Source organism: Falsiroseomonas oryziterrae, from assembly GCF_021864505.1.
Taxonomy (GTDB): Bacteria; Pseudomonadota; Alphaproteobacteria; order Acetobacterales; family Acetobacteraceae; genus Falsiroseomonas; species Falsiroseomonas oryziterrae.
Genome location: NZ_JAKJIB010000126.1, coordinates 1 through 10,237, shown reverse-complemented (window position 1 = coordinate 10,237; position 10,237 = coordinate 1). Strand labels below are relative to the sequence as shown.

Genomic DNA, 10,237 nt, shown 5'->3' with positions numbered 1-10,237 from the left:
GGGGCCGCCACGTCGCGGCGAGGCGTGCTGCGCGGCGGCGGCGCCCTGGCGCTCGGCGGGATCGGACATGCGGCGAGCGGGGCCTTCGTCTGCGCTGCCGCGCAGGCGCCGAGCGACCCGTCCGGCGCGCCGGATGCCATCCTCTCCGGCGGCACCATCCTGACCATGGATGACCGGCGCCCCACGGCCGAGGCGGTGGCGGTGCGCGGCGGGCGGATCCTGGCGGTCGGCAGCCGGGCGGAGATCGGCGCGCTGCGCGGCGCAGGTACGCGCATGCTCGACCTCGGCGGCGGCACGCTGCTGCCGGGCTTCGTGGATTCGCATGGCCACGTCATGGGCGTCGGGCTGCAGGCGCTGGCGGCGAACCTGCTGCCGGCCCCCGACGGCGAGGGCAACGACATCGCCGCCATCCAGCGCCTGCTGCGCGACTGGGTCGGGCGCAACGCGGCGGTCATCCAGCGCTACGGGCTCATCATCGGCTTCGGCTACGACGACAGCCAGTTGCGCGAGCAGCGCCATCCGACGCGCGACGACCTCGACGCGGTGTCACGCGACGTGCCGATCCTGGTCGTCCACCAATCGTCGCATCTCTGCGCGCTGAACTCCCGCGCGCTCGAGATGGCGAGCATGACCGCGGCGACGGAGGATCCTGCGGGCGGCGTGATCCGGCGACGGCCGGGCGGGCGCGAGCCGGACGGGGTGCTGGAGGAGACGGCCTTCTACGCCGCGCTCGGCCCGTTGCTCGGCCGTCTCGACGCGACGGCGGCGCAGGAGATGGTGCGAGCGGGCTGCGGCGCTTATGCGCGCTTCGGCTACACGACCGGGCAGGCCGGGCGGGAGAGCGCGACCTCGATGGCCGCCTTCCAGGCGGCGGCGGGCCAGGGGCTGCTGCCGATCGACGTGGTGGCCTATCCCGACATCGTCGCCGCGGCGGCGTCGATCGGCGGGCCCCTGCTCGGCCGGACGTATCGCGGGCGGCTTCGCATCGGCGGCGCCAAGCTGAGCCTGGACGGGTCGCCGCAGGGCAAGACAGCCTGGCTCACCCGCCCCTATCACCGGCCACCCGCAGGGCGGCCAGCCGATTACGCCGGCTATCCCGCGCTGCCGGCGGACGAGGCGAAGCGCCTGATCGACCTGGCCTTCGCGAACAACTGGCAATTGCTGACCCATTGCAGCGGCGACGCCGCGCTGGATCTGTTGATCGAGGGGCTGCGCGCGGCGACGGCGCGGCACGGGAGCGGCGACCGCCGGCCGGTGCTGATCCACGGCCATGTCACGCGCGAGGACCAGGTCGAGGCGATGCGCGAGCTCGACGTCATCCCCTCCTTCTTCCCGATGCACACCTTCTATTGGGGCGACTGGCATCGGGACTCGGTGCTGGGGCCGGAGCGGGCGGCGAACATCTCGCCCTGCCAGTGGGCGCTGCGGCGGGGGATGATCTTCACGACCCACCACGACGCGCCGGTGGCGAACCCGGATTCGATGCGGGTTCTTGCGGCGACGGTGACGCGGGTGACGCGGTCGGGACAGGTGCTCGGCCCCGACCAGCGGGTGCCCGTGGACATCGCGCTGAAGGCGATGACGCTGTGGGCGGCGCGGCAGCATTTCGAGGAGGACACCAAGGGCTCGATCGAGCCCGGCAAGCTCGCCGACTTCGTGCTGCTCGGGGAGAACCCGCTGACCGTCGCGCCGGAGCGGCTCGCCGCGATCCGGATCATCGAGACCTTCAAGGAAGGCCAGAGCATCCACCGCGCCTAGGCGCGACTGGAAACGACGAAGGGCGCCTTGCGGCGCCCTTCGGAACTCTCCCGACTGGAGCGAGGGGCTTACGCCGCCTCCTGCTCCTCGACGGCTTCCGGCTTCGGGCCGCTGTCGAGGCCCTTCGCGGCGACGTCGCGCTCGACCAGCTCGATCACCGCCATCGGGGCGGCGTCGCCGTAGCGCATGCCGGCCTTCAGGACGCGGGTGTAGCCGCCGTTGCGGGCCTTGTAGCGCTCCGCGATGGTGGTGAAGAGCTTGTCCACCACCTTCTCGTCGCGGATCTGCGCATAGGCCTGGCGGCGGGCGTGCAGGTCGCCGCGCTTGCCGAGCGTGATGATGCGCTCGACATACGGGCGCAGCTCCTTCGCCTTCGGCAGCGTGGTGGTGATCTGCTCGTGCTTGATCAGGCTGGTCGCCATGCTGCGGAGCATGGCGATCCGGTGGGTGGAGGTGACGCCGAGCTTTCGGCCGGAAACCCCGTGACGCATGGTTCTATGTCCTCAGTATCCCAGGGCGGCCCTCAGAAGGGCTCCTCCAGCTTCTTGGCCAGGTCCTCGATGTTCTCGGGCGGCCAGCCCGAGACGGTCATGCCGAGGCCGAGGCCCATGGAGGCCAGGACCTCCTTGATCTCGTTCAGCGACTTGCGGCCGAAGTTCGGCGTGCGGAGCATCTCCTGCTCGGTCTTCTGCACGAGGTCGCCGATGTAGACGATGTTGTCGTTCTTCAGGCAGTTCGCGCTGCGGACCGACAGTTCGAGCTCGTCGACCTTGCGGAGCAGGTTGCGGTTGAAGGGCAGGTCGTCGCGGACCTCCTCGGCCACCCGCGCGCGCGGCTCCTCGAAGTTGATGAAGAGCTGCAGCTGCTCCTGCAGGATGCGGGCTGCGATGCCGACCGCGTCCTCGGGCGTCACGGTGCCGTCGGTCTCCACCGTCAGGACCAGCTTGTCGTAGTCGGTCTTCTGGCCGACGCGGGTGGGCTGGACCTGATAGGCGACGCGGCGCACCGGGGAGTAGATGGCGTCCACCGGGATCAGGCCGATCGGCGCGTCCTCGGGCCGGTTCTCGGCCGCCGGGACGTAGCCCTTGCCGGTGTCGATGGTGAGCTCCATCGAGATCTTGGCACCCTCGTCCAGCGTGCAGAGCACGAGGTCCGGGTTGGCGATCTCGATGTCGCCGGTGGTCTGGATCTGGCCGGCGGTGACCTCGCCCGGGCCGGTCGCGGTCAGCTGCAGGCGCTTCGCACCCTCGCCCTGGTAGCGGATGGCGAGCTGCTTCACGTTCAGGACGATGTCGGTGACGTCCTCGCGCACGCCGGCGACCGAGCTGAACTCGTGCAGCACGCCGTCGATGCGGATGCCGGTCACCGCCGCGCCCTGCAGCGAGGAGAGCAGGATGCGGCGCAGCGCGTTGCCGAGCGTCATGCCGAAGCCGCGCTCCAGCGGCTCCGCGACGATGGTCGCGGTGCGCGAGGGGTCGGCGCCGAACTCGACGTCCTTCTTGGTCTCGATCAGCGAGCGCCAGTTCTTCTCGATCACTGTGTCTTCCCTATGCCCCGGCTTCGGCGACGCGCAGTTCCCGCGGAGGCCTGTGGCCTCCGGCGGTCGTCAGACGCGGCGGCGCTTGCGCGGGCGGCAACCGTTGTGCGGGATCGGCGTCACGTCCTTGATGGCGGTGACGTAGAAGCCGACGGACTGGAGCGCGCGGAGCGCCGATTCGCGGCCGGAGCCGGGGCCGGAGACCTGGATCTCCAGCGTCTCCATCCCGTGCTCGCGGGCCTTCTTGCCGGCGTCCTCGGCCGCGACCTGCGCGGCGTAGGGGGTGGACTTCCGGCTGCCCTTGAAGCCCTGGCTGCCGGCCGAGGACCACGCGATCGCGTTGCCCTGGGCGTCGGTGATGGTCACCACGGTGTTGTTGAAGCTGGCCAGAACATGCGCCACGCCGGACGAGATGTTCTTGCGCTCCTTCTTGCGCGGGCGATTGCCGGCGCCGGCGCCGCCGCGGGGTTCGCGAGCCATCTTACTTCGTCACCTTCTTCTTGCCGGCGATCGCGACCGCCTTGCCCTTGCGCGTGCGCGCATTCGTGTGGGTGCGCTGGCCGCGCACCGGCAGACCCTTGCGGTGACGCAGGCCGCGGTAGCAGGCCATGTCCATCAGCCGCTTCTTGTTCATCGCCTCTTCGCGGCGAAGGTCGCCCTCCACCCGGTACTCGCGGTCGATGAGCTCGCGGATCCGCAGGATCTCCTCGTCCGTCAGCTGGTTCACCCGGCGATCCTCCGGGATGCCCAGCTGCTCGGTGATGTCCTTCGCGTTCTTCGGGCCGATGCCGTAGATGTAGCGAAGCGAGATGAGCACCCGCTTGTTGGTCGGGATGTTCACGCCGGCGATGCGCGCCACGGTGCGTCTCTCCTCATGGGGCGGTTCAGCCCCTCTAGGCACCGGCCGAAGCCGGCGTTCAGGTCGTCCGGCCGAAGGCCGGCTTTGGACCAGGGTCCAGTTGTGCAACGGCGAAGGGCGGCCGGGACGAAGCCCCGGACCGCGAGGGCGGCGGGTTACACCGCCCTCGCCGGGGGAGTCAAGCTGTCGTGGGGTTGGAACCCCCGGCGGGCCCGAGGATCGCGCCCAGCTGGCGGGTCACCTCGTCCATCTCGGCCATGCCGTCCACCTGCTTGAGCTTGCCCTGGGCCCCGTAGAAGGGCAGCAACGGGGCGGTCTGGCGGTGATAGGCCTCGAGCCGGGCGGCCACCGTCTCGGCCTTGTCGTCGGCGCGGCGGACGAATTCCGTGCTGCCGCAGGCGTCGCAGACGCCGGGCTTGGCGGTCGGCTTGAAGCGGTCGTGGTAGCCCTCGCCGCACTTGGCGCAGGTGAAGCGGCCGGCGATCCGCTCCACCAGGGCGGCGTCGTCCACCTTGAGCTCGATGACGTGGTCGAGGTCCATCCGCGCCTGGCGCAGCATGAGGTCGAGCGCCTCGGCCTGCGGCACGGTGCGGGGGAAGCCGTCCAGGATGAAGCCGTTGGCGCAGTCGGGCTTGCGCACGCGCAGAGCGAGCATGGTGGTGATGATGGCGTCAGGGACCAGGTCGCCCCGCTCCATGATCGCCTTCGCCTCCTGGCCGATTGGCGAGCCCGACTTCACCTCGGCCCGCAGCATGTCGCCGGTCGAGATCTGGGCGATGCCGTAGCGCTCCTCGAGCCGCTTGGCCTGGGTGCCCTTTCCGGCCCCGGGCGGCCCCAGCAGGATCAGCCTCATCGTCCGCGTCCCCCCGGTTGCGTGCCGCGGCCGCCCAGCCGGGCCTTCTTGATCAGCCCCTCATACTGGTGGGCGAAGAGATGCGACTGCACCTGCGCCACCGTGTCCATGGTGACGGAGACGATGATCAGGAGCGAGGTGCCGCCGAAATAGAAGGGCACGCCGTAATTGGCGATCAGCACCTCGGGCACCAGGCAGATGATCGCCAGGTAGATGGCGCCGACCGTCGTCAGCCGCGTCAGCACCCGGTCGAAATACTCCGCCGTCGGCTGGCCCGGGCGGATGCCGGGGACGAAGCCGCCATGCTTGCGCAGGTTGTCCGCCGTCTCCTGCGGGTTGAACACGACCGCGGTGTAGAAGAAGGCAAAGAACACGATGCCGGCGAGGTAGAGCAGCATGTAGAGCGGCTGCCCATGGCCGAGCATGTTGGCGATGTCGGTCAGCAGCGAGGGCTCGCTGCGGTCGGTCTGGAAGGCCGCGAAGGTCGCCGGCAGCAGCAGCAGCGAGGAGGCGAAGATCGGCGGCATCACGCCCGCCGTGTTCAGCTTGAGCGGCAGGTGCGTGCTCTCGCCGCCGAACATGCGGTTGCCGACCTGGCGCTTCGGGTACTGCACCGGGATGCGGCGCTGCGCGCGCTCGATGAAGACCACGGCCGCGATGATCAGCAGCGCGGCGAGCAGGAAGAAGATGATGAAGAAGGTCGAGAGCGCGCCGGTGCGGCCGAGCTCGAGCGTGCTGGCCAGCGCGCTCGGCAGGTTCGCCACGATGCCGGCGAAGATGATCAGGCTGATGCCGTTGCCGACGCCGCGCGCGGTGATCTGCTCGCCGAGCCACATCAGGAACATCGTGCCGCCGACCAGGGTGATCACGCAGGAGAGGCGGAAGAACCAGCCGGGGTCGTGCACCGCGGGGCCGAAGCTGCCGCGCAGCGACTCGAGCCCGATCGCGATGCCGTAGGCCTGGAAGATCGCGATGAAGAGCGTGAGGTAGCGGGTGTACTGGTTGAGCTTCTTCCGCCCCGTCTCGCCTTCCTTCTTCAGCTGCTCCCAGGACGGGATGGCGGCCGTCATCAGCTGCACGATGATGCTGGCCGAGATGTAGGGCATGATGTTCAGGGCGAAGACGGTCATGCGCCCGAGCGCGCCGCCGGTGAACATGTCGAACATGCCGAGGATGCCGCCGCCCATCTGGTTCAGCAGCTCGCCCATCACGGCCGCGTCCACGCCCGGAACCGGGACGTAGGAGCCGATGCGGTAGACGATCAGCGCCCCGAGGGTGAACCAGATGCGCTTCTTGAGCTCGGTCGCCTTTGCGAGGACACCGAGGTTCAGATTGGCCGCAAGCTGTTCGGCGGCGGACGCCATGCGTGTGTCTCCTAGTTCGCCTTCGGCCCGACCGTCGCCGGGCCCCGCGCCCTAGCCTGATGTTTGTCGACCGGATTCCCGCCTTCGGGCGACGCCGCCCTGCAGCGATCCGCTTTCGCGACTGCGGCGCCCCAAGCCGTGCCTGGGACGCCGCATCGCAGCCACCCTAAGGTGCGGCCCGAGCACCCGAGGTGCAAGGGCAGCCCGAGGTCACCCTCAGCCTTCCGCGGCCTCGGCCGCGGGCGCGGTCGTCGTGACCGTGCCGCCCGCCGCCTGCACCGCCGCGACCGCCGCGGCGGAGGCGCCGCTCACGGTCAGGTTCACGGCGCGCTTGATCTCGCCCTTCGCCAGCAGGCGCACGCCCGCGAGCTTGGAGGAGGTCTTCACCACGCCGGCCGCCTTCAGCGCCGCCTCGTCGATCGCAGCACCCGCCGGCAGGCGGCCTTCCTCGATCGCACGGTCGAGCGTGCCGAGGTTCAGCACCGCATAGTCCTTGCGGAAGGGGTTCACGAAGCCCCGCTTCGGCATGCGGCGATAGATCGGGAGCTGGCCGCCCTCGAACCCGTTCAGCCGCACGCCGGTGCGCGCCTTCTGGCCCTTCACGCCGCGACCGCCGGTCTTGCCCTTGCCCGACCCGATGCCGCGGCCGATGCGCTTGAACTTGTCCCGCGCGCCCTCGTTGTCGCGGATCTCATTCAGCTTCGGCATGGCTCAGCCCTCCACCTTCACCAGGTGGGCGACCTTGCGGATCATGCCCCGCACCGCCGGAGTGTCCTCCAGCTCGCGCGACCGGTGCATCTTGTTGAGGCCGAGCCCGATCAGCGTCTCGCGCTGGCCGGGCTTGCGGCCGATCGGCGACCCGGTCTGGGTCACCTTCACCGTCTTCTTGCTCTCAGCCATTGGCTGCCTCCGCCGCCGGCTCGGCGTCCTTCTTGGTGCCGAGCAGGTCGGTGACCTTCTTGCCACGGCGCGCCGCCACGGCGCGCGGGCTCGTCGACCGCTGCAGCGCCGCGAAGGTCGCCTTCACCATGTTGTGCGGGTTCGTGGTGCCCGTGCACTTGGCGACGACGTCGCCCATGCCGAGCGTCTCGAACACCGCGCGCATCGGACCGCCGGCGATGATGCCGGTGCCCGCGGGTGCCGCACGCAGGATCACGCGGCCGGCGCCGAACTCGCCGATGATGTCGTGGTGGAGCGTCCGCCCCTCCTTCATCGGCACGCGGATCATGCCGCGCTTCGCCCGCTCGGTCGCCTTGCGGATCGCCTCCGGCACCTCGCGCGCCTTGCCCGCGCCCCAGCCCACGCGCCCCTTCTGGTCGCCCACGACGACCAGCGCGGCGAAGCTGAAGCGACGGCCGCCCTTCACCACCTTGGCGACGCGGTTGATGGTGACGAGCTTGTCCTTGAGCTCGTCGCCCTCCGTCCGCTCCTGCCGCTGGTCGCGGTCCCGGTCGCGCCCGCGGCCACGACGGCGATCGCCGCCCTCGCCGCCGCCCTCGCCGCCCGTCCTCGGCTCACGTGCCATGGTTCGACTTCCTCAGAACGAGAGACCGCCCTCGCGGGCAGCCTCCGCCAGCGCCTTGACGCGCCCGTGGTAAAGATAGGGCCCGCGGTCGAACACCACCTTCGAGACCCCGGCGGCGAGCGCGCGCTCGGCCACCAGCTTGCCGACCGCCGTCGCCGCGTCCTTGTCGGCGCCGGTCTTCAGCCCCTCGCGCATCGGCTTCTCGAGGCTCGAGGCGGCGGCGAGCGTGCGCCCCTGCCCGTCGTCGATCACCTGCGCATAGATGTGCTTGCCGGAGCGGAAGACCGAGAGGCGCGGACGCCCCCCGCTCTTGATCTTCAGCTGGTAGCGCAGACGAGCACGGCGGCGCGCCTGCAATGCGAGCTTGTCGGCCATTACTTCTTCTTACCCTCCTTCCGGAGGATCACCTCGTTGTCGTAGCGGACGCCCTTGCCCTTGTAGGGCTCGGGGCCGCGATAGGCGCGGATCTCGGCCGCCACCTGGCCGACCTGGCGCTTGTCGGCGCCCTCGACCTTCACGGTGGTCGGCTTCTCGCAGGTGATCTTGATGCCCTTCGGGACCGGGTAGCGAACCTCATGGCTGTAGCCGAGGTTCAGCACCAGGTCGTTGCCTTGCATCGCGGCGCGGTAACCCGTGCCGGTGATCTCCATCGTCTTCGAGAAGCCGGTCGAGACGCCCGTGACCATGCCCTGGATCAGGCTGCGGGTGGTGCCCCACATGGTGCGCGCCCGGCGGTCGGAGCCGCGCGGCGCAACCGCCACCTCGCTCCCCTCCACCTTCACGTCCACCGCGTCCGTCAGGTCGAGCTTCAGCTCGCCCAGCTTGCCCTTCGCGACCACGGTGCGGCCCTGCAGCGCCACCTGGACGCCGGCGGGAACGGGCACCGGATACTTGCCGACTCGCGACATCCCCTGCCTCCTCAGAACACGCGGCAGAGGACCTCGCCGCCAACATTGGCGGTCCGGGCCTCGTGGTCGCTCATCACGCCCTTCGGCGTGGACAGGATGGAGATGCCGAGGCCGTTGTAGAACTTCGGCAGCTCCGCGATCTTCGAATAGACGCGCCGGCCCGGCTTGGAGACGCGGTGGATCTCCTTGATGGCCGGCTCGCCCTCCGAGTACTTCAGCTCGATGGCGATCACCTTCACGCCCGGGCGAAGCTCCTCGGTCGAGAAGGCGCGGATGTAGCCCTCGCGCTTCAGCACCTCGAGCACGTTCTCGCGCAGCTTGGAGGCCGGCGCCGTGCAGCGGCTCTGGCGCGCGGACTGCGCGTTGCGGATGCGGGTGAGCAGGTCACCCAGCGGATCGGACAGCGACATGGCGTGTCCTCCTTACCAGCTCGCCTTGACCACGCCCGGGAGCTGGCCGGTGTTGGCCAGTTCGCGGAGCATGTTCCGGCTCAGCTTGAACTTGCGGTAGTTGCCGCGGGGACGGCCGGTGAGCTCGCAGCGGAGCCGCACGCGGTTCTTCGCGCCGTTGCGCGGCAGCTGGGCGAGCTTCAGCGTCGCCTCGAACCGCTCCTCGACCGGGCGGGCGCGGTCCATCACCACCGCCTTGAGGGCGGCGCGCTTGGCCGCATGCAGCTTCGAGAGCCGCGCGCGCCGGTTGTTCTTCTCGACTGACGAGGTCTTGGCCATGTCGTCTCAATATCCTCCGGAACCTGCCGGAAACCAGGACTTCCCTGGGCCCGGCGGTTTTCCAAACGGGTTCAGTTGGCGAAGGGGAGGTCGAAGGCCTTCAGCAGCGCCTTCGCTTCCTTGTCCGTCTTCGCCGTGGTGACGAACTGGATGTCCATCCCGCGGATGGTGTCCACGCGGTCGTAGACGATCTCCGGGAACACGATCTGCTCCTTCAGGCCCATGGCGTAGTTGCCACGGCCGTCGAAGCCACGGTTGCCCGGGATGCCGCGGAAGTCGCGCACGCGCGGCAGCGCGATGGTCACGAGCCGGTCGAGGAACTCGTACATCCGCGCCTTGCGCAGCGTCACCTTGCAGCCGATCGCCTGGCCTTCGCGGATCTTGAACCCCGCGATCGCCTTCTTGGCGAGCGTCTTCACCGGCTTCTGCCCGCTGATCGCCATCAGCTCAGCCACAGCGGCGTCGAGCTTCTTCTGGTCGCCGGCGGCTTCGCCCACGCCCATGTTGATGACGATCTTCTCGAGCTTGGGAACCTCCATCGGGTTCTTGTAGCCGAACTCCTCGACGAGCTTCTTGCGCACGACCTCGTCGTAGAGGCGACGCAGCCGCGGCGCCTCGGCCGGCGAGGCCGCCGCCGCGCCGGCCTTCGCCGTCACGTTGGTCGCCGCCTGCGCCCCGCCCTCGCGCGCGCCGCCCTTGGGGGCG

15 protein-coding genes are annotated in these 10,237 nt (G+C 69.9%); 1 reads left to right on the top strand and 14 read right to left on the bottom strand.

Features of this window, described 5'->3' with window-relative positions; all coding sequences use genetic code 11:
• A partial coding sequence (locus L2I40_RS11975) for an amidohydrolase (protein WP_237215185.1) occupies window positions 1-1,758 on the top strand: 1,758 nt, incomplete at its 5' end.
• Window positions 1,759-1,826: 68 nt separating this feature from the next.
• On the opposite strand, the gene rplQ is transcribed toward L2I40_RS11975, so the two are convergent.
• The 14 genes from rplQ to rplE all read right to left on the bottom strand — a co-directional run bounded on the left by rplQ (window position 1,827) and on the right by rplE (window position 10,137).
• Window positions 1,827-2,249 (bottom strand): 50S ribosomal protein L17, encoded by a 423-nt coding sequence (gene rplQ / locus L2I40_RS11970; protein ID WP_237215184.1) that lies wholly within the window; start codon window positions 2,247-2,249, stop codon window positions 1,827-1,829.
• A gap of 32 nt (window positions 2,250-2,281) precedes the next feature.
• Entirely contained in the window at window positions 2,282-3,295 is a 1,014-nt protein-coding gene (locus tag L2I40_RS11965; protein ID WP_237215183.1) for a DNA-directed RNA polymerase subunit alpha, read from the bottom strand.
• Window positions 3,296-3,364: 69 nt separating this feature from the next.
• Window positions 3,365-3,775: a 30S ribosomal protein S11 gene (gene rpsK, locus L2I40_RS11960; RefSeq protein WP_237215182.1), complete on the bottom strand. Its 411-nt coding sequence runs from the start codon at window positions 3,773-3,775 to the stop codon at window positions 3,365-3,367.
• Between the two features lies 1 nt (window position 3,776).
• The gene (gene rpsM, locus L2I40_RS11955; protein ID WP_237215181.1) at window positions 3,777-4,154 is read right to left on the bottom strand and encodes a 30S ribosomal protein S13; all 378 of its coding nucleotides are present in this window, start codon (window positions 4,152-4,154) and stop codon (window positions 3,777-3,779) included.
• A gap of 178 nt (window positions 4,155-4,332) precedes the next feature.
• Entirely contained in the window at window positions 4,333-5,007 is a 675-nt protein-coding gene (locus L2I40_RS11950; RefSeq protein ID WP_237215180.1) for an adenylate kinase, read from the bottom strand.
• On the bottom strand, window positions 5,004-6,371 hold the full coding sequence (secY, locus tag L2I40_RS11945; RefSeq protein ID WP_237215179.1) for a preprotein translocase subunit SecY: 1,368 nt from the start codon (window positions 6,369-6,371) through the stop codon (window positions 5,004-5,006). Before secY ends, L2I40_RS11950 begins: the two co-directional genes overlap by 4 nt.
• Window positions 6,372-6,587: 216 nt before the next feature.
• A complete protein-coding gene (gene rplO / locus L2I40_RS11940; protein WP_237215178.1) occupies window positions 6,588-7,079 on the bottom strand; it encodes a 50S ribosomal protein L15 in 492 nt (163 codons plus the stop codon).
• Window positions 7,080-7,082: 3 nt separating this feature from the next.
• A complete protein-coding gene (rpmD, locus tag L2I40_RS11935) occupies window positions 7,083-7,271 on the bottom strand; it encodes a 50S ribosomal protein L30 (RefSeq protein ID WP_237215177.1) in 189 nt (62 codons plus the stop codon).
• Window positions 7,264-7,896, bottom strand: coding sequence for a 30S ribosomal protein S5 (gene rpsE, locus L2I40_RS11930; protein WP_237215176.1), 633 nt, complete (start codon window positions 7,894-7,896; stop codon window positions 7,264-7,266). The genes rpmD and rpsE overlap by 8 nt, the downstream gene beginning before the upstream one ends.
• 12 nt (window positions 7,897-7,908) lie before the next feature.
• On the bottom strand, window positions 7,909-8,271 hold the full coding sequence (gene rplR / locus L2I40_RS11925) for a 50S ribosomal protein L18 (RefSeq protein ID WP_237215175.1): 363 nt from the start codon (window positions 8,269-8,271) through the stop codon (window positions 7,909-7,911).
• Window positions 8,271-8,804, bottom strand: coding sequence for a 50S ribosomal protein L6 (gene rplF / locus L2I40_RS11920; protein ID WP_237215174.1), 534 nt, complete (start codon window positions 8,802-8,804; stop codon window positions 8,271-8,273). The genes rplR and rplF overlap by 1 nt, the downstream gene beginning before the upstream one ends.
• 11 nt (window positions 8,805-8,815) lie before the next feature.
• Window positions 8,816-9,214 (bottom strand): 30S ribosomal protein S8, encoded by a 399-nt coding sequence (rpsH, locus tag L2I40_RS11915; RefSeq protein ID WP_237215173.1) that lies wholly within the window; start codon window positions 9,212-9,214, stop codon window positions 8,816-8,818.
• Between the two features lie 12 nt (window positions 9,215-9,226).
• Window positions 9,227-9,532, bottom strand: coding sequence for a 30S ribosomal protein S14 (rpsN, locus tag L2I40_RS11910; protein ID WP_237215172.1), 306 nt, complete (start codon window positions 9,530-9,532; stop codon window positions 9,227-9,229).
• A 71-nt stretch (window positions 9,533-9,603) separates the two neighbouring features.
• Complete coding sequence (gene rplE / locus L2I40_RS11905; RefSeq protein ID WP_237215186.1) at window positions 9,604-10,137, bottom strand: 50S ribosomal protein L5; 534 nt, start codon at window positions 10,135-10,137, stop codon at window positions 9,604-9,606.
• Between the last annotated feature and the right edge of the window lie 100 nt (window positions 10,138-10,237).

Excerpts from the sequence above, each read along its gene's own strand:
- rplO (WP_237215178.1), bottom strand. The coding sequence starts at position 7,079 with ATGCCGAAGCTGAATGAGATCCGCGACAACGAGGGCGCGCGGGACAAG.
- secY (WP_237215179.1), bottom strand. The coding sequence starts at position 6,371 with ATGGCGTCCGCCGCCGAACAGCTTGCGGCCAATCTGAACCTCGGTGTC.
- rplF (WP_237215174.1), bottom strand. The coding sequence starts at position 8,804 with ATGTCGCGAGTCGGCAAGTATCCGGTGCCCGTTCCCGCCGGCGTCCAG.
- rplR (WP_237215175.1), bottom strand. The coding sequence starts at position 8,271 with ATGGCCGACAAGCTCGCATTGCAGGCGCGCCGCCGTGCTCGTCTGCGC.
- rpsK (WP_237215182.1), bottom strand. The coding sequence starts at position 3,775 with ATGGCTCGCGAACCCCGCGGCGGCGCCGGCGCCGGCAATCGCCCGCGC.
- rpsE (WP_237215176.1), bottom strand. The coding sequence starts at position 7,896 with ATGGCACGTGAGCCGAGGACGGGCGGCGAGGGCGGCGGCGAGGGCGGC.
- rpmD (WP_237215177.1), bottom strand. The coding sequence starts at position 7,271 with ATGGCTGAGAGCAAGAAGACGGTGAAGGTGACCCAGACCGGGTCGCCG.
- L2I40_RS11950 (WP_237215180.1), bottom strand. The coding sequence starts at position 5,007 with ATGAGGCTGATCCTGCTGGGGCCGCCCGGGGCCGGAAAGGGCACCCAG.
- rplQ (WP_237215184.1), bottom strand. The coding sequence starts at position 2,249 with ATGCGTCACGGGGTTTCCGGCCGAAAGCTCGGCGTCACCTCCACCCAC.
- rpsN (WP_237215172.1), bottom strand. The coding sequence starts at position 9,532 with ATGGCCAAGACCTCGTCAGTCGAGAAGAACAACCGGCGCGCGCGGCTC.
- rpsH (WP_237215173.1), bottom strand. The coding sequence starts at position 9,214 with ATGTCGCTGTCCGATCCGCTGGGTGACCTGCTCACCCGCATCCGCAAC.